Annotated in this window: 20 protein-coding genes; 14 read left to right on the plus strand and 6 right to left on the minus strand. The window is 64.2% G+C overall.

Features of this window, described 5'->3' with window-relative positions; translation table 11 throughout:
- Positions 1–120 precede the first annotated feature (120 nt).
- The 4 genes from ABXS05_RS21690 (at position 121) to ABXS05_RS21705 (ending at position 3,991) form a co-directional block, all read left to right on the plus strand.
- Positions 121–1,257 carry a carbohydrate ABC transporter permease gene (locus ABXS05_RS21690; RefSeq protein ID WP_367625363.1) on the plus strand — a complete coding sequence of 379 codons (1,137 nt, stop codon included), beginning with the start codon at positions 121–123 and terminating at the stop codon, positions 1,255–1,257.
- Positions 1,254–2,306 carry a carbohydrate ABC transporter permease gene (locus ABXS05_RS21695; RefSeq protein WP_367625364.1) on the plus strand — a complete coding sequence of 351 codons (1,053 nt, stop codon included), beginning with the start codon at positions 1,254–1,256 and terminating at the stop codon, positions 2,304–2,306. The genes ABXS05_RS21690 and ABXS05_RS21695 overlap by 4 nt, the downstream gene beginning before the upstream one ends.
- 2 nt (positions 2,307–2,308) lie before the next feature.
- A complete protein-coding gene (locus ABXS05_RS21700) occupies positions 2,309–3,358 on the plus strand; it encodes an ABC transporter ATP-binding protein (RefSeq protein WP_367625365.1) in 1,050 nt (349 codons plus the stop codon).
- A 222-nt stretch (positions 3,359–3,580) separates the two neighbouring features.
- Positions 3,581–3,991 (plus strand): carboxymuconolactone decarboxylase family protein, encoded by a 411-nt coding sequence (locus ABXS05_RS21705; RefSeq protein ID WP_068293269.1) that lies wholly within the window; start codon positions 3,581–3,583, stop codon positions 3,989–3,991.
- 156 nt (positions 3,992–4,147) lie between these two features.
- Here ABXS05_RS21705 and ABXS05_RS21710 read toward each other — a convergent pair whose 3' ends face one another.
- A complete protein-coding gene (locus tag ABXS05_RS21710; RefSeq protein ID WP_367625366.1) occupies positions 4,148–4,387 on the minus strand; it encodes a BrnA antitoxin family protein in 240 nt (79 codons plus the stop codon).
- A 203-nt stretch (positions 4,388–4,590) separates the two neighbouring features.
- Between ABXS05_RS21710 and ABXS05_RS21715 the strand changes: the two genes are divergently transcribed.
- Both ABXS05_RS21715 and ABXS05_RS21720 read left to right on the plus strand, forming a co-directional pair.
- On the plus strand, positions 4,591–5,589 hold the full coding sequence (locus ABXS05_RS21715) for a Gfo/Idh/MocA family protein (RefSeq protein WP_367625367.1): 999 nt from the start codon (positions 4,591–4,593) through the stop codon (positions 5,587–5,589).
- Positions 5,590–5,742: 153 nt separating this feature from the next.
- Positions 5,743–6,255 carry a hypothetical protein gene (locus ABXS05_RS21720; RefSeq protein WP_367625368.1) on the plus strand — a complete coding sequence of 171 codons (513 nt, stop codon included), beginning with the start codon at positions 5,743–5,745 and terminating at the stop codon, positions 6,253–6,255.
- 49 nt (positions 6,256–6,304) lie between these two features.
- On the opposite strand, the gene ABXS05_RS21725 is transcribed toward ABXS05_RS21720, so the two are convergent.
- Positions 6,305–6,589, minus strand: coding sequence for a hypothetical protein (locus tag ABXS05_RS21725; RefSeq protein ID WP_367625369.1), 285 nt, complete (start codon positions 6,587–6,589; stop codon positions 6,305–6,307).
- A 10-nt stretch (positions 6,590–6,599) separates the two neighbouring features.
- A complete protein-coding gene (gene gabT / locus ABXS05_RS21730) occupies positions 6,600–7,919 on the minus strand; it encodes a 4-aminobutyrate--2-oxoglutarate transaminase (RefSeq protein WP_311933036.1) in 1,320 nt (439 codons plus the stop codon).
- A 322-nt stretch (positions 7,920–8,241) separates the two neighbouring features.
- On the opposite strand from gabT, the gene ABXS05_RS21735 reads away from it, so the two are divergent.
- The gene (locus ABXS05_RS21735; RefSeq protein WP_367625370.1) at positions 8,242–9,225 is read left to right on the plus strand and encodes a LysR substrate-binding domain-containing protein; all 984 of its coding nucleotides are present in this window, start codon (positions 8,242–8,244) and stop codon (positions 9,223–9,225) included.
- A gap of 184 nt (positions 9,226–9,409) precedes the next feature.
- On the plus strand, positions 9,410–10,498 hold the full coding sequence (locus tag ABXS05_RS34870) for a cell wall hydrolase (protein ID WP_376717606.1): 1,089 nt from the start codon (positions 9,410–9,412) through the stop codon (positions 10,496–10,498).
- Positions 10,499–10,614: 116 nt separating this feature from the next.
- Here ABXS05_RS34870 and ABXS05_RS21745 read toward each other — a convergent pair whose 3' ends face one another.
- Entirely contained in the window at positions 10,615–11,430 is an 816-nt protein-coding gene (locus ABXS05_RS21745) for a phosphate/phosphite/phosphonate ABC transporter substrate-binding protein (RefSeq protein WP_367625371.1), read from the minus strand.
- A gap of 123 nt (positions 11,431–11,553) precedes the next feature.
- Positions 11,554–12,192, minus strand: a complete 639-nt coding sequence (gene nthA / locus ABXS05_RS21750; RefSeq protein WP_367625372.1) for a nitrile hydratase subunit alpha — start codon at positions 12,190–12,192, stop codon at positions 11,554–11,556.
- A 222-nt stretch (positions 12,193–12,414) separates the two neighbouring features.
- Here nthA and ABXS05_RS21755 point away from each other — a divergent pair, with 222 nt between their 5' ends.
- The 3 genes from ABXS05_RS21755 (at position 12,415) to ABXS05_RS21765 (ending at position 13,436) form a co-directional block, all read left to right on the plus strand.
- Positions 12,415–12,705: a YggT family protein gene (locus ABXS05_RS21755; protein ID WP_068293246.1), complete on the plus strand. Its 291-nt coding sequence runs from the start codon at positions 12,415–12,417 to the stop codon at positions 12,703–12,705.
- 56 nt (positions 12,706–12,761) lie between these two features.
- Positions 12,762–13,031, plus strand: a complete 270-nt coding sequence (locus ABXS05_RS21760; protein WP_437178690.1) for a DUF167 family protein — start codon at positions 12,762–12,764, stop codon at positions 13,029–13,031.
- 72 nt (positions 13,032–13,103) lie between these two features.
- Positions 13,104–13,436 (plus strand): hypothetical protein, encoded by a 333-nt coding sequence (locus ABXS05_RS21765; RefSeq protein WP_311933044.1) that lies wholly within the window; start codon positions 13,104–13,106, stop codon positions 13,434–13,436.
- Positions 13,437–13,470: 34 nt separating this feature from the next.
- Here the strand turns inward: ABXS05_RS21765 and tesB are convergent, their stop codons facing one another.
- Entirely contained in the window at positions 13,471–14,343 is an 873-nt protein-coding gene (tesB, locus tag ABXS05_RS21770; RefSeq protein ID WP_367625374.1) for an acyl-CoA thioesterase II, read from the minus strand.
- Between the two features lie 165 nt (positions 14,344–14,508).
- On the opposite strand from tesB, the gene ABXS05_RS21775 reads away from it, so the two are divergent.
- The 3 genes from ABXS05_RS21775 (at position 14,509) to ABXS05_RS21785 (ending at position 17,084) form a co-directional block, all read left to right on the plus strand.
- Positions 14,509–15,723 carry a ubiquinone biosynthesis hydroxylase gene (locus ABXS05_RS21775; RefSeq protein ID WP_437178687.1) on the plus strand — a complete coding sequence of 405 codons (1,215 nt, stop codon included), beginning with the start codon at positions 14,509–14,511 and terminating at the stop codon, positions 15,721–15,723.
- Between the two features lie 106 nt (positions 15,724–15,829).
- Positions 15,830–16,441: an SDR family NAD(P)-dependent oxidoreductase gene (locus tag ABXS05_RS21780; RefSeq protein WP_367625376.1), complete on the plus strand. Its 612-nt coding sequence runs from the start codon at positions 15,830–15,832 to the stop codon at positions 16,439–16,441.
- A gap of 310 nt (positions 16,442–16,751) precedes the next feature.
- Positions 16,752–17,084 carry a hypothetical protein gene (locus ABXS05_RS21785; protein WP_367625377.1) on the plus strand — a complete coding sequence of 111 codons (333 nt, stop codon included), beginning with the start codon at positions 16,752–16,754 and terminating at the stop codon, positions 17,082–17,084.
- Positions 17,085–17,178 lie beyond the last annotated feature (94 nt).

Consider the following 17,178-nt stretch of genomic DNA (forward strand, 5'->3'; position numbering starts at 1 on the left):
CCCGACGCTGCGCGTCGACCCCAGGCCATTCAAGAGGAATGGCCGATCCCTCCAGGGGAGGGTAAAGAGCGGCGCCATCTCAAAACCGGTTGAATCTCAAAACGACGCGTTGAGAAAAATATGGCCGTCAACCTCTCCATCCCCGATGAAACCGACCGGCGGGAGCGTCTCTCTCAATGGGTCGATCGCCATTCCGGCCGCATCATGGTGCTGCCGGCGGTGCTCATCCTCTTGGCTTTCGCCATCTTTCCGCTGGTCGCCTCGGCCTATCTGTCGCTGTCGCGCTTCAAGCTCGCCGGCGGCAGCTTCACGCTCACCTTCATCGGCTTCTACAATTATCTGCGCCTGTTCCTCGGGGCCCAGCAATATCACTTCCTCGGTACGCTCAAGGTCTTCGGCCTTCTGGAATGGCTGCTCTTTGCTGCGGCTCTCGCTTTGCTCGCGCTGTGGCTGGTGCGTTTTGCCCGCGACGGCTTCACGCTCTTCGGTTTCCTCGGGCGGCTGATCACCGCCGGCCTGGTCGCCGGCATCGTCTATGTCGTGCTCGCCACCACGGTGGCCGGCGGCATTCCCGGCACGCTCCTGAACACGCTGCTCTATGTCGTGGTGGGGGTCTCAGTCCAGTTCCTGATCGGTCTCGGCCTGGCGCTGCTCTGCGCCCAGCCGATCCGGGCCCGCAGCTGGTTCCGCGTGATCTTCTTCATTCCGGTGATGGTGACGCCGGTGGGCGTCGCCTACATCTTCCGCATGCTGGCCGACATGCAGAAGGGACCCTTCGCCCCGCTCAGCCAGCTCTTCGGTGTCAGCCAATGGTCCTGGGCCACGGAAGCCTGGTCGGCGCGGCTGATGGTGCTGGTCGGCGATACCTGGCAGTGGACGCCCTTCATGTTCATCGTGCTCTTGGCGGCGATCGAGAACCAGCCGCGCGACCAGCTCGAGGCGGCCCATCTCGATGGCGCCGGCCCCTGGCAGATCTTCAAGGACATCACCTGGCCGGCAATCGCGCCGGTGGCGGCCACGGTGGTGCTGATCCGCCTGATCGAAGCCTTCAAGATCATCGACATGCCGAACGTGCTCACCGCCGGCGGCCCGGGCCTGGCGACGGAATCGCTGACCCTGCATTCCTTCATCGCCTGGCGGACCCAGGATTTCGGCGGCTCGGCGGCGGTCGGCTACCTGCTCCTGTTCGTGTCGACGATCACCTGCGTCTCCTTCTTCAATTTCGTGGTGCGACCCAGCCGGAGGTATCAGGGATGAGTGCAACTCCTGATGATCGTCCCTTGCTGCGCCGCCTGTTCGAGCGCCGCAGCCTGGAGGAACTGGCCCCGATCCCGAAGGCGCTGACCTATGCCGCGCTCATGGGCTGGACCTTCGTGGTGCTCTTCCCGCTCTATTGGGTGCTGGTCACCTCGCTCAAGGTGCAGATCCAGGTCGATGCCGGCCCCTATTACCTGCCCTTCGTCGACTTCCAGCCGACGCTGGACGCCTGGAACTTCATGCTGTTCCAGAACAACACGCTCTGGCCCTATGTGAACTCGATCATCGTGGCGCTGGTGAGTACCGTCCTGGCCCTGATCATCGGCTCGCTCGCCGCCTATGCCCTGGTGCGCATCCGCTTCCAGGTCAAGCTCGCGGCGATCATCGCCTTCATCGTCCTGGCCGCCGGCGTCATCGTCGCCGTCTCCGTGTTTGCCGTGCCCTGGCCGGCAGCGGTGGTGGCGGCCCTGGTGCTGTTCTTCATGATCCTCGGCACCATCGGCCGGCGCTTCAAGGCGGCGCTCGGCAACAACGACATCGAGTTCTGGATGATCTCCAACCGCATCATGCCGCCGATCGTGGCCGTGCTGCCGATCTATGTGATGTTCCAGAACCTCAAGCTGCTCGACACCCAGATCGCGCTGATCTCGACCTATACCGCCGTCAACCTGCCGATCGTGGTCTGGCTGACGCGCGATTTCTTCGCCGGCATTCCGCTGGACCTGGAAGAGAGCGCCGAGATCGACGGCGCTTCCAAGCTGCGCGTGTTCTTCACCATCGCCTTGCCGCTGGTGCGCTCGGGGCTGGCTGCCACCTTCATGCTGGTGCTGATCCTGGCCTGGAACGAATATCTCCTGGCCCTGTTCCTCTCCAACGCCAATGCGCAGACCATGCCGGTGCTGGTCTCGGCCCAGAACACCACGCGCGGCCCGCAATGGTGGTACATGTCGGTGCTGATCGTCATCATGATCGTGCCCGTCATCGTGATCGCCGCATTCCTGCAGAAGCATATCGCGCGAGGCCTGATGGTCGGCGCCGTCAAGGGTTGAAGATGCAAGTCACGCTCAACAACGTCCACAAATCCTTCGGCGCCGTCGACGTGGTCAAGGGGCTCGACCTCGAAGTCAGGGATGGCGAGTTCCTGGTGCTGCTGGGCGCCTCCGGTTCCGGCAAGACCACGGCCCTGCGCATGATTGCGGGGCTGGAGACGGTGACCTCCGGCTCGGTGCGGATCGGCGAGCGCGACGTCACCCATGTCCTGCCGAAATATCGCGACATCGCCATGGTGTTCCAGTCCTATGCGCTCTATCCGCACAAGACGGTGTTCGCCAACATCGCCTATCCCCTGACGGTGCGCAAACGCCCCAAGGCCGAGATCGAGGCGGCGGTGAAGGATGTGGCGCGCCAGGTGCAGCTCGACCATCTGCTCGACCGCCTGCCGCGCCAGCTCTCCGGCGGCCAGCGCCAGCGCGTGGCGCTCGCAAGGGCCATCATCCGCCGGCCCGCCGCCTTCCTGATGGACGAGCCCCTGTCCAATCTCGATGCCAAGCTGCGTGGCCATATGCGCGCTGAACTCAAGCACATGCAGCACGAGCTCGGCATCACCACCATCTATGTCACCCATGACCAGGTGGAGGCGATGACGCTGGCCCATCGCGTGGCGCTGCTCGACAAGGGCGTGCTGCAGCAACTGGATACGCCGGCCAACATCTACAACCGGCCCGCCAACCTCTTCGTTGCCGGCTTCATCGGCTCGCCGCCGATGAACTTCCTGGAGGGAGAGCTGAAGGAAGGACGCTTTTCCTCCGAGGCCGGCGGTTTCAGCACCACCAACACCACCGCGGCGGCGCGTGCGGTTGCCGGCATCCGGCCCGAGGATTGCCGGGTGACCGAGCCGGATCTCGGCAAGTTCGCCGGCGAGGTCTTCGCCATCGAGCTGATCGGCGATCATTCGCTGGTCACCTGCCGCTGCGGGGCGGCCAGCGTGACGGTGAAGGTCGACAAGGAGTTCCAGCGCGAGATCGGCGAAAAGGTCGGCATCGGCTTCGACGACAGGGCCCTCCACCTCTTCGATGGCGAGAGCGGGGAGAGGCTGGGGTAGGTCGTGGATGATTGGAGCGGTTGGAGCGCGCGAGTGTAACTATCTGATATCGCGATTGAAACGCTACCTTTTGTCATGCCCGGGCTTGACCCGGGCATCCAGGTGCCGAGGGCTCACTGTGCTGAAAAGAGACTGGGTTGCCGGGTCAAGCCCGGCAATGACAAATGTCGCGCTAGGGTTTGTATAGTTACGCTACGCGCACAACCTACACAGGAGTACAAGATGGCCACCGTAAGACTTCTCAGCGACGACGAGGTCGCTGCCAACCCGGCCGCGAAGGCGGTGTTCGACGACATCAGGGCGACGCGCAAATCCGATTTCGTCAATAATTTCTGGCGCGGCCTCGCCAATGATCCGGTGCTGCTGAAACGCACCTGGGAAGAGGTCAAGGCGGTGATGGTGGGCGAGGGCGCGCTCGATCCCCTCACGCGCGAGCTGATCTATATCGCGGTCTCCACCGCCAATTCCTGCCAATATTGCGTACATTCCCATACGGCGGCCGCGCGGGCCAAGGGGATGGATGACGCGCAATATGGCGAACTGCTCGCCATCATCGGCCTGGCCGGCAAGACCAATCATCTGGTCACGGCCATGCAGATTCCGGCCGATCCCGAGTTTCTGGTGACGGGCTGAGATCGCGTTTTCAGCCGTCGTTCTCAGCATTCAGCTCGTCCGGCCGAAGACCGGGCTAAAGCGTTTTGCGATTTGACCGAGTCACCTGGAATCGCAAAGACGCGTCGAACCAAAGAGTTAGAGTAAAAAAGCGTTTTCGTGAAAACGCGTTTTGCTCTAGTGATCCACGCCGGAAGCCTCCCGCAGGATCGCATTGATGCGGTCCTGCCACCCGGGTCCATCAGCCTGGAAGTGCTCCAGCACGTCGCGGTCGATCCGCAGCGAAACCAGTTCCTTGGCATTGGGCAGGGCCGGTCGTGGCGCGGCCGCCGCCGGTGCCTTGGGTGCTGCGGGCTTGAAGACGGCCTCGGCATTCTTCCAAGGATCGCCCGGGCGGCGTGTTCGGTTGTTGCTCATGGCTAAAACTATTTCTTGGGCTGAAACTATTTCTGTTGCCGAAGGATCGGATCTGTCTATCTGCCGCCAATTCGCAGGTCGAGTCCATAGCTGGCACCGATGGGGCGGCGCCACCTGCAACGGCAGGTCTTTCCTCCCGTCCCTGGCCATGCCAAGAATGAGTCGAATCCATATGTCGGACTTATTCTCGGGAGCGAATCGCGATGGCCAAGACGCGCTGGGGCATCCTTTCAACGGCAAAGATCGGCACGGGCAAGGTCATTCCAGGCATCCAGCGGGCGAAGGGCGCGGAAGCGGTCGCCATCGCTTCGCGCGACCTGGCCCGTGCCGAGGCCGTCGCCAAGGAGCTCGGTATTCCCAAGGCCTATGGGTCCTATGAAGCCCTGCTGGCCGATCCCGATATCGATGCCATCTACAATCCGCTGCCCAACCACCTCCATGTGCCTCTCACCCTGCAGGCCGTGGCGGCGGGCAAGCATGTGCTGTGCGAGAAGCCGATCGGCCTGACGGCCCAGGATGCGGCGCAGCTCCTGGTGCTGCCGCGCGACCGGCTGGTGATGGAAGCCTTCATGGTGCGCTTCCATCCGCAATGGCTGCGGGCGAGGGAGGCCGCGCGCTCGGGCGAACTCGGCGAGGTCAGGGCCGTGCAGGCCTTCTTCTCCTATTACAATGTCGATCCCGCCAATGTCCGCAACCAGCTCGACATCGGCGGCGGCGGCATCCTCGATATCGGCTGCTATCCGATCGTCGCGGGCCGCTTCATCTTCGAGGCCGAGCCAAGGCGGGTGGTCGCCCTGGTCGATCGCGATCCGGCGACGGGCGTCGACCGCCTCGCCTCGGCCATCCTCGATTTCGGCGAGGGGCGTCGCGCCGAGTTCACGGTGTCGACGCAGCTCACCCCGCTGCAGCGGGTCGACATCGTCGGCACCAGGAAGCGCTTCGAGATCACCATCCCCTTCAACGCACCGCAGGCCGAGGCCGTGACCGTCTATACCGACGACGGCTCCAGGCTCGGCGACGCCTCGGCGGTCGCACAGACCATCGCCCCGGTCGACCAATATGCCGAGGAGGTCGATGCCTTCTCTGCCGCCATCCGCGGCGAGATCACGCTGCCCTACGGTCCGGCCGACGCCGTGCAGAACATGAAGATCATCGATGCATTGTTCCGCTCGGAAAAGAGCGGCGCGTGGGAGGCGGTGTGAGGGGGCTTCCTGGTGTGCCGGTCTTCAGACCGGCACTGGGACTGCGTCGGTCCGGGACGGTCGGTGGCCTTCTTTTGATAATCCACGAATTTTGCATGGAATTGTGTCGCGAGAGCCGACATGTCTTCATGACAAGACGTTCAATTGCTTGTTATGAAGAAAAGAGAAAATACAGGTCACAAATGTCGGTTTTGGTGCAGCGTGTTTTTGCTGACATTGGGTATCTTAATTGGATTTTATGTGCCCGATGTATTTTCTTTAAAATATCAAGAAGTTAGTAGAACAATAATAGATCTTGGTATTACTGTGACAGTTATCCAACATGGTGAAGATCGATCTATCGCGGTCGTCGACAATGACGGAAACGCGTTGGATCAAAAGCTCATGTGGGATTGGGGTCCGGATTTGAGAGCGAATCTATACCGCGTTGATTCAAAGGCCATTGCCGTTATGGACTTTGGTGGCACGTTCAGGATTTCCGCCGATCCATTAACGATGAAGGACGATACGCCCTCGAAGGATTGGAAATATCTTGGGACGTTCCTGCGATTGCAGCGAAAGTTGCAGTTTTCACCCGCTGGCGAAGCCGATGAGTGCATGGATATTCTGATGGATGAGTCGCCGCCAACAAATGGCAGGGAGAATATCTATCGTCAGAGTTGCTGAGCAGGCGTGGGCCTCTCTCAAGAGCCGGTCTGAAGACCGGCCCACCACGCTACCGCCGCCTTTTTGAATAGGGAATCTGCTTGAGATTGCAGATCTGCGTGCGCGTGCGGATCGGGCGGCCCTGATAGCGCGAGCCGGGCCGGTACCAGCGGCAGCCATACCAGGGCGGGCGCCGCGTCGTCGTCTCGATATGCACCGATCCGTAGCGGCGGTTGGAGAAATCATGGCCGCCGATGAAGACGTTCCTGCCGAAGCGGACTTCGGCAAGAGCAGTCCCGCCGGCGCTGAGGAGCGCCAGCAGGATGGTGACGGCGAGGAGCCGGAAACGGCCCATCGCGACAGGCTTACTTGGTGCCGAGCAAAGCGGCTTCGAGGATGTCGAGGCCTTCCTTGAGCACCTTGGGCTGGATGGTGAGCGGGGCGAGCAGGCGCACCGTTTCGCCATAGACGCCGCAGGTGAGGATCATCAGGCCGCGCTCGAGGCATTCGGCGGCGAGAGCCTTGGCCGCCGCGGGATCGGGCTCGTTGCCGCCATGGCTGGTGACGAGCTCGAAAGCCGTCATGCCGCCCAGGCCTCTGATATCGCCGATCGGGCGCCCGGTCTTCTTGCGCTTGATCGCCTTCAGGCGCTTGAGGATGAGCTCGCCCTGCTTGGCCGACTTGTCCAGCAGGTCCTCGGCCTCGAAGGCTTCGAACACGCCAAGCGCGGCGGCGCAGGCCACCGGGTTGCCGGCATAGGTGCCGCCGAGGCCGCCGGGCTCCGGTGCATCCATGATATCGGCCTTGCCGACGATGCCGGCCAACGGGAAACCGCCGGCCAGGCTCTTGGCAGTGGTGATCAGGTCGGGCTCGACGCCGGAATGCTCCATCGCGAACCACTTGCCGGTACGGCCGAAGCCGGTCTGGATCTCGTCGGCGACCAGGAGGATGCCGTGCTCGTCGCACAAAGCGCGCAGGCGCTTGAGGAATTCCGGCGAGGCGATGTAGAAGCCGCCTTCACCCTGCACCGGCTCGATCACGATGGCGGCGACGTTCTTGGGATCGACATCCGTCTTGAACAGCCACTTCAGCGATTCGAAGGTGTCCTCGACCGAAATGCCCTTGTGCTCGATCGGATAGGGCACGCGCCAGACGCCGCCGGGGAAGGGGCCGAACTTGGTCTTGTAGGGCACGACCTTGCCGGTCATCGCCATCGCCAGCAAAGTGCGGCCATGGAAGGCGCCGTTGAACACCACGACGTCGGAGCGGCCGGTATGGGCGCGCGCGATCTTGATGGCGTTCTCGACCGCCTCGGCGCCGGTGGTGACCAGCATCACCTTCTTGGGGCCGGAGATCGGTGCGATCTCGATGAGCTTTTCTGCGACCTGCACGGCCGGCTCATAGGGCGTGACCATCAGGCAGGTATGGGTGTAGCGCTCGAGCTGCTCCTGCACCCGCTTCATCACGGTCGGGTGGCGGTGGCCGGTGTTGAGCACGGCGATGCCGCCGCCGAAATCGATGAAGCGGCGGCCTTCCACATCCCAGATCTCGGAGTTCTTGGCCTTGGCGGCGAAGACCGGCTGGCCCGCGCTCATGCCGCGCGTGAAGACGCTGGCGCGCCTTTCCAGAAGGTCCTCCGTCTGGGTGCGGTTGGCGCCATGCGCCTTGGTGGCGGGTGCATTCATGGATCGAACTCCGATTGCTTGATCAATGCGCTGTGGGCGCATGCTATGGCGCTGTGCGATCGGCTCGTCAATCTCCGTGCGGGACCATCGACGGGCTGTTGTCCGATCGGTTCGGAGCCTTTCCGTGACGACGCTCTTGGATTGCGGCTGATCAGGCGCTTGAGGCGAATCCTGCCACGTCTTGCCGCAAGGCGGCAGGTGCTTTATGCCTGCCGCGGTGGTGCGGATTTGTAACCACTGAAACCTTGAGGCACCAGTCACCCGGCGCATGGCCGCAGTCGGGGCTGCGGGGCAGGATCGGGCATCGAAAGGGCGTGGCGCGGTGACGGGTCCAGGCAACAGGCCTTCGAGCGAAGCTGCATCCGGCACCAAGGAGGCGGATGCCGGCGATGGCGCCGGGTCGGCCTTCGGCGGCCGGCTGCCGCCTTTGTCCATGCTCCGGGCCTTCGAGGCGGTCGGGCGCTTTTCATCCATGCGCAAGGCCGGCGAAGCGCTCGGTGTCAGCCATACCGTGGTGTCCCGGCATGTGCGCCACCTGGAAGCCTGGTTCGATCTTCAGCTTGTCACCTCCGGGGCGCGTGGCGTCAGGCTGACCAAGGCCGGTGCCCGGCTGTTCGAAGTGACGACTGCGGCTTTCGGTCAACTCGCCGAAGTCACCATGGAGCTGCGGCCGGCCCAGCGCCTGCGCGGCCAGTTGCGGCTGTGGTGTGCGCCGGGCCTGGCGGCCCGCTGGCTCACGCCGCGGCTCGATGCCCTGCAGGCCGTGCTGCGGGATACGATCATCGTGGTACGCGCGACTTCGGACCAGCCCGATTTCGCCCGGCATGAAGCGGATGCCGCCATCATCTTCGCCGAGGAGGCGCCGGCATCGCCTGTGACGGCTGCGCTGCTCCAGCGCGTGCGCATCTTTCCCGTCGCCAGCCCGGCCTGGCTGGCGACGCAGGCGCCGATTGCGAGCCTCGCCGATCTTGCCGGCCAGAAGCTCATTCATGAAGACAATGCCAGCCAATGGCATCGCTTCTTCCGTCTCGCTGGCTACCGGGCCGCCACGCTGAAGGGGCCGTGGCTGTGGTCGGCCTCGTCGACCCATGACGCCGCCCTGGCGGGCCAGGGTGTGGCGCTGTCGACCAGCCTGCAGGCGGACGGGGACATCGCAGCGGGACGGCTGGTCGAACTCCTCGACACCGACGTCTCGCTGGGCAGCTATTGGCTGATCGCGCCCGAAGCGCGCTGGCGCCATCGCACCATATCGACCCTGCTCAAATGGCTGCGCCAGGAAATCGGCGAGCGGACCCCCACTGCTTGAGCCCGTTAACCAAAGGGCGCTTCCGCCCCCCCCCCCAAAAGTGTTGCAAATCGGGCACGGCTGGCAAGATTCGGGTAACCATCCCGTTAAAAAGACACCCGTATGGAGAAGTTTTGCAGGCTCGTTGCAATTCCGCCACAAAAATGATTACCGGTCGTTAACTTTCTCAACGCACAACGAGCGCATGAAGACACGAACCCTCACATCTGCCCTGCGTTTCCTCGCGATTGCGGCGGTCACCTCGGCTCTTGGCGGCTGCGCCCTCTTTTCGACCTCGCGTGTGGCCAGCACCACGAATGAGCGTGAGTGTCTGGCACGTGCCATGTATTTCGAATCCAACCGATCCAGCGACGACGGCATGCTCGCCGTCGGCACGGTGGTGATGAACCGCGTCGAGTCCGGCAAATATCCGCGCTCGATCTGCGGCACGGTTGGCCAGCGTGTGCAGTTCGCCCCGGGCGTGCTGACCAAGAAGATGAACGATTCCGGCCGCGAGCGCGCCTTCCGCATCGCCGATGCGGTGATCAGCGGCAAGCGCTATCCCGGCATGTCGAAGAACGTGCATTTCTTCCATACGGCCGGCTACACCTATCCCTACAACAACATGCATTATGTGGCCGTTGCCGGCGGCAATGCCTTCTACGAGAAGCGCCGCCGCGGTGGCGATGCGCCTTCCGCTCCGCCGGTGATGGTGGCCCAGGCCGAGATGCCGCCGCTGCCGACGACGGTGGCCGCTGCCGAGCCGATGCCCTCGCCGCAGCCGCGCAGATATTCGCGGCCTGCCACCCGGCCTCTACCGACCGTGGCCTATCAGGATGCCGCTCCGCAGGCCGATCCGGTCATCGACATCCTGCCTCCGACCCGTCCCCGTTTGAGCCCGGCCAAGCGCCGCGCCGTGCCTGACGTGCAGGTTGCCCAGAATGATCCGGATGCCGGCATGGTGCCGGAGGCATTGCCGCCGGTGCGTCCGCGCGGTTCCGTCGGCAAGGTGCATCTGGGCGCAGCCCAGCAGGATGGTTCCCACATCGCTTTGCCGCCGGCCCGTGGCAACGCGCAGCCGCAGTTCAACTTCCAGCAGGGACCGTCCGGTGTCGAGGCATCGGCGCCTGTGGCCAAGCCGCGGCGGCCCATGGTCGCCCAGTCGCGCACCGTACCCACGGTCCGTATCCAGCCCGAGACCGTACAGGCGGATATGGGCGGCATGCCTGAGCCGGCACCCCAGCCCAGGACCAACAAGAGGCGTTCGAGCCTGGAGCCGGAACCACTGTACTGATCGGCTTGCATCAGAGATGACGCCCTTCCGGATTTAAGGGAGGGCATTCGAAGGGCGGATGAGGGGGTCTCTCCGCCCTTTTTCTTTGCCTGGATTCGGGTGAAGGGGGCCAGCGCTCAGGCGATGGTGGTGTAGCCCTGTTCGCGGGCTTCGCGGTCCCAGGCCAGCGTCCTGTCGAAATCGGCCTGCTCCACCGGCGCGAAGCCGTTGAGCCGAAGCGCTGCGCCGAGTGGGGCGAACCAGGGCTGGTGATGGGCGGCGGCGAAGGCGGCCTTGAGCCGCACGATCGTCTCTGCGGGCAGGCCGGGAGCCGCCACGAAGGAGGGGATCGGCGCCAGGCCGGTCGAGCCGATCACGCGGATGCCCTCGGTGAGGTCGGGGCGATAGGCGCGGATCAGTTCATGCCAATAGCCGTCCAGCGGGCCGACATCGATCTCGCCGGCCAGCACCTTGTCGAGAATGCCGCGCGCGGTGACGAGATTGCCGACGACCTCCCGGTAGAGTGCCGGGCGATCGGGGGAGCGATGCGGCAGCAGGTGATGGCGCAATGCGTTGAAGCCGGAGTGGGAATGCTCGACGGTCCAGCCGATGCGATGGCCGAACGTATCCTCGAGGCGCTGGAAGGGACTGTCGGCCTTCACGATCAGGTCGGAGCGGTAGAGCGGCTTGCCGCCCGCCCATGCGGCGGCCGGAATGGGCGCCGCGATCGGGATCACCTCCGAGAGCTGGAAGGCGATCGGATAGCCGCACATGAAGACGCAGCCGAGGTCGTCGCGCTCCCACAGCACTTCCAGGGGCTGCGGGGCCGGATAGGGCTCATAGTCGAAGGCCACGCCGGCGCTCGCCATGACATGGCCGAGCAGGACCTTCCAATGCTCCTCGACTTCCGGCGTGACGGAATACATGCGGGCATTGGCGATGAAGCGGGTCATGGGCTTTGAGATCTTTCGAAAACGGATGGATTGTCATCCCCGGCGAGGCCCCTTCCCCTCGCGCTCTCTCGCTATGCTGGCGAGTGGCTCGGTCGGGGATGACAAGGTGCGTGTTGACGGCTCTCACAGCCCGCCCGGCTGGATGGCGAGGCCGGTGCCGATCATGGCATCGCGGGTGACGAGCTGCGCCAGCGCCATTTCGCTCCAGCCCTTGGTGCCGTCGGGCCGCTGGGGCAGCACAAGATAGCGCAACTCCGCGGTCGAGTCCCAGACCTGGATTTCGGTATCGGGCGGCAGGGTGACGCCGAACTCGGCGAGCACCCCGCGCGGATCGATCACGGCGCGCGAGCGATAGGGCGCGGATTTGTACCAGACCGGCGGCAGGCCGAGCACGGACCAGGGATAGCAGGAGCACAGGGTGCAGACGATGAGGTTGTGAACGCCCGGCTTGTTCTCGACCACCTTCATATGTTCGCCCTGCCGGCCCGAATAGCCGAGCGAGGCGATCGCCGCAGTGGCGTCCTCCAGCAGCCAGGCTCGGAATTCCTCGTCCCGCCAGGCATGGGCGACGACATGGGCGCCGTTGCGGGGGCCGACCTTGTTCTCATAGGTATCGATGAAGACGTCGAGGGCCGCCGGGTCGACATAGCCCTTCTCGACCAGCACGGTTTCGAGCTTCTTCACCCGCTCGGCCATGGGGGAGGGCGGCGCGCCATGATGATGGTCGTCGTCATGGTCGTGGTCGTGATCATGCGTGCTCATGGCGAATGTGTCGCAGAGATCGCGGTGAGAGGCAATGGCGCGATGTCCGCGGTCCCAGCCGGTTGCGCTCCCGACGCGAACCCGGTCAGGCTTGCGGGGGTGACGCCGCGGCTGGGCCGCGGACGTCTCGTCCGCCTCTTCTGGATCCCCCACACTTGCGGTGCACCGTCCCGGTCGCTAGATCAGGGCAGGTGTGAATGGCCCGGAAGGCTTGGAGACCCGATGCGCGCGATCCTCGACATCATCCTCATCCTGCTGCAGCTCTATATCTATATCGTGCTGGCTTCCGTGGTGTTTTCATACCTGGTGGCATTCAACGTGGTCAGCCGGCGCAATCCCACGGTGGCGGCGATCGGCGATGCCCTCTATCGCCTGACGGAACCGGTGTTCGCGCCGATCCGGCGCCGCCTGCCCGATTTCGGCAGCATCGACTTCTCGCCCTTCGTGGCGATCTTGATCGCGATCTTCATCGAACGGATCATCGCCTACTACATCTATCCCTACGTGCCTTGAGCGCTTCAGATCCTGGCGCCCCCTGGCGAATCACGCCGGACGGGCTGCTCGTCGCGATGCGCCTGACGCCGCGCGGCGGCAGGGATGCGCTCGGCAGCGTGGAGACCCTGGCGGATGGCCGTGCCGTGCTGACGGCGAAGGTACGCGCCGTGCCTGCCGACGGCGAGGCCAACCAGGCCCTGGTGAAGCTGGTGGCCAAGGCCCTGGGGGTATCCGCGAGCCGTGTATCGATCAGGCAGGGGGCGACCAGCCGGATCAAGATGGTGCTGGTGGAGGGCGAGGGGGCCGTACTGGAACGATCCATTCTCGCCGTGATGGGCCGGTAGCCGCGGAACAAACGTCCTCACCTTGCGTTAACCAGGGCAATTTTGCTGGAGCAAGAGTGGGGAACTGGCCATATGGCGATGATTTTGCGTTCACTTCTGGCCGCAGGCGGGATGATGCTGGCGCTTGACGCCCGGGCGGCCGAGGCCCCCGAAGTCGCGGCCTGCAAGGCAAGCGGCCTGCTGGCGCTCCAGCAGAAATCGCCTGACGTCGCCGATCTCGTCATCGATCAGGAGAGCATTGCGGTCTCGGCGGCGGATACCAAGGTCGGAGACGTACCGGTCAAGGCCGTCGTGCTCGGCGAGGCCTATATCAAGCGGGCCAAGGAGACGGGCCGGCCCGACCGCTTCGTCTGTCTGATCGGCGAGAAGGGCAAGGTGCTCCTGACCTTCTTCACGGCGAAATAGCGACACGCGCCCAAGCGCTTCCCGGCGCGACACCTCAGGCCGGCGGCTTGTCCCAGCGCTTGCGGATCAGGCCTTCCTGGGCCACCGAAGCGATCAGGCGGCCCTCCTGCCAGATCTCGCCGCGGGCAAAGCCGCGGGCTCCGCCGGTGAAGGGGCTCTCCTGGGCGTAGAGCAGCCACTCGTCCATCTTGAACGGGGCATGGAACCACATGGCATGATCGATCGACGCCGGCTGCACGTCGGGATCGAACACGCTCTTGCCATGAGCGACGAGCGTGGTGTCGAGCAGGGTCATGTCGGTGGTATAGGCCAGCACGGCCTCGTGCAGGGCCCGGTCGTCGGGCAGCCTGCGGGCAGCGCGGATCCAGATATATTGCCGGGGTTCGCGGGGCGTGCGGGCGGTGTAGCGCTTCATGTCCACCGGCCTGAGCTCGATCGGGCGCTCGCGCTCCCAATAGTCGCGGACGACCTTGGGCAGATGGCCGAGGAACTGGTCCTTGAGCTCGGCAAGCGAGGGCAATTGGTCCGGGGTGGGCACGTCGGGCATGGTGGCCTGGTGGTGCCAGCCCTCCTCGGGGCGATGGTAGGAACAGGAAAGCGAGAAGATCGGCTGGCCATGCTGGATGGCGATGGCACGGCGGGTGGTGAAGCTCTTGCCGTCGCGCAGCCGGTCGACCTGGTAGATGATCGGCACGGCTGGATCGCCAGGCCTCAGGAAATAGCCATGCAGCGAATGGACATGGCGGTCGGGCTCGACGGTACGGGTTGCCGCCACCAGGGCCTGGCTGATCACCAGGCCGCCAAAAACGCGCTGCCAGCCGCCCTGCGGGCTCGTGCCGCGGTAAAGATTGTGTTCGAGCTGTTCGAGATCGAGTATCGAGATGAGATTCGCAAAGGGATCGGACATGAGGCTTTCCTTGATGGAAGGCAGAGCAGCGATCCTTCCTAGAGCAAAGCGTGTTTTGGTAGAAACGCCCTTTGCTCTAGCTCTTTGGTTGGATGCGTCTTTGCGATTCGAGGTGATTCCGTCAAATCGCAAAACGCTTTGGAAAGTCAAGCGCGGGGTTCGGACATGGCCAGCAAAGCCGATCTTGTCATCGCCGGAGGCGGGTTTGCCGGCCTCGGTCTCGCCTTGGCGCTGAAGACCGAACTCGGTGCGGGCTTTTCGGTCGTCATCGTCGATCCCATGCTCGGCAAGGGCCCCTCGCGCGATCCGCGTTCCTCCTCGATTGCCACGGGTGCCCGGCGCTTCCTGGAAAAGCTCGGCGTCTGGGAGGCGGTGGCCGATGAGGCCCAGCCGATCCTCGACATGGTGATCACCGATTCCAAGCTCGACGATCCGATCCGGCCGAGCTTCCTGTCCTTCGCCGGCGATGTCGAGCCGGGCGAGCCCTTCGGCCATATGGTGGAGAACCGGCTGCTGCTCGATGCCCTGGTGGCGCGGGCCGGGGCCCTTGGCATCGAATTGCGCGGGCAGGGGGCTTCCGTCAGCCGCTACAAGCTGACCGAGGACGGCATCACCGCCGAACTGCCCTCGGGCGACGACATCGCCACGCAATTGCTGGCGGCGGCCGATGGCGGGCGCTCGCGCCTGCGCGAGCAGGCCGGCATCGCCATGCATGGCTGGGACTATGGCCAATCCGGCATCGTCACCACCGTCGAGCATGAGCTCGACCATGAAGGGCGGGCGGAAGAGCATTTCCTCCCCGCCGGCCCCTTCGCCATCCTGCCGCTGACCGGCCGGCGCTCCTCCCTGGTCTGGACCGAGAAGACCGAGGAGGCGACCCGCATCCTCGGCCTCGACGATGCCGGCTTCCATGCCGAATTGGAGCGCCGCTTCGGCCTCAAGCTCGGCGAGCTCAAGGTGATCGGGCCACGCGCCGCCTTCCCGCTGTCGATGCGCATCGCCCGCAGTTTCATCGCTGACCGGCTGGCGCTGGTCGGCGATGCCGCCCACATCATCCATCCCATCGCCGGACAGGGCCTCAATATGGGCATCCGCGATGCGGCCGCTCTGGCCGAATGCGTGGTGGATGCGGCGGCTCTCGGGCTGGATATCGGCAGCCCGGACGTGCTGGAGCGCTATCAGCGCTGGCGGCGCTTCGACACCGTCTCGATGGGCCTCGCCACCGATGGCCTCAACCGCCTGTTCTCCAACGACCACGACGCCATCCGCCTGGTGCGCGATGTCGGCCTCGGCCTGGTCGAGCGCTTTCCGGCGGCCAAGCGGCTGTTCATCCGGGAAGCCACCGGCCTGACCGGCACGGTGCCGCGCCTGATGCGGTGAGGGATGGAGCGCGGACATCTTGTCCGCCCTTGCAAGAGCGGACAAGATGTCCGCGCTCCACACGCCACTCTGACACTGTCGCGCTTCGAGCGTGAATGAGGCCCGCATGGATCTGGAATTCGCCGGCAAGGTCATCGCGCTGACGGGTGCTTCGCGGGGTGTCGGGCGGGCCATCGCCGAGCGCCTGGCGGCGGAGGGCGCGGCGGTGGCGATCGCGGCGCGGTCGGCGCAGGAACTGGCCGAGGCCCATGCCGTGATCGAAGGCCATGGCGGGCGCTGCCTGGCCTATGCCTGCGACCTTTCCGTGCCGGGCGAGGCGGCCGCCTTCATCGCTGCCGTGATCGAGATCTTCGGGCGCCTCGACGGTCTGGTCTGCAACGCGACCATGGCTGCGGGGCAGGAGCGCGAGGGGCAGGAACGGGAGGCCTGGCAGGCGGGGCTGGCGCTCAATCTCGGCCATGCGGTCGAGGCCCTCCAGGCGGCGTTGCCGGTGCTGGCCGCACCGGGCAGTATCGTTCTCGTGGCGCCGAAATCGGGGGATGACTGGCCGGGGGCGGCATGCCGCGGAGGGCTGGGAGCCATCATTCACCATTTCAGCGGCAAGGCGGCCGGCCGTATCAATCTGATCGGCAGGGACAGCACAGCCCTCGCCGATAGTGTCGCTTTTCTGCTGTCTGCCCGCGCCGTTGCGATCGACGGCGCCGTGCTGGGGATTTGAGGCGGCAAGGGCTCTGCCACAGCGGGCCCATTATGACCGCCCGACCGGCAGGCCGATGGCGTCGCCGGGACGCACGAAAACGTAGCGAAACGAAGAATTGGAGCCGGGTGTGTTCCCGCCTAAACACATCTTTGCTTCAGTGCATCAGGACGCCTTGACAATGATTCTGGGGCAGGAGTAACCGTAGCGGGAATGAATGGGGGCAGAAAACTTCGATTCATTGTCATGTCGAACTTAATCTGAATGCCTATTCGATAATGACGGATCGGATTTTATATTAAAATCGCCTATCAATGCTGCGGTAAAAGAAATGAAAAATATAAATACGAAGATTTATGCTTTTGGATCAGTTGTGTTGATAGGCCTGACGCTCTCTACATCGGCTTTTGCAGATGGGACGGTGACGGTGGTCAATCGTAATTCGGGCCGTTCCATCCAGGAAGTCTTCTTTGCCAATGCTGGCGAAAGTGATCCCTGGCAGCCTGCCGACCTGGCGTCTCCCGTCGCGCCGCAGAGCTCGAAGGTGCTGAACATGAGCGGGTCCAACTGCTTCTTCGACATCAAGGTCCGGTTCAGCGACGGCTATGAGGCCACCTTCACGAATGTGAATGTCTGCCGCGACGATCGCGTCCTGGCAGACTGACGCTTATGCAGAATTTCCCCGCGAAACCCACGGATGGGTCTCGCGGGGAAATTCTGCAAGTGTTTGCTATCTTGCAGATTCCTCTTGATCGGGC

This window comes from Labrys neptuniae (assembly GCF_040797145.1).
In the GTDB taxonomy this organism is placed as follows: Bacteria; Pseudomonadota; Alphaproteobacteria; order Rhizobiales; family Labraceae; genus Labrys; species Labrys neptuniae.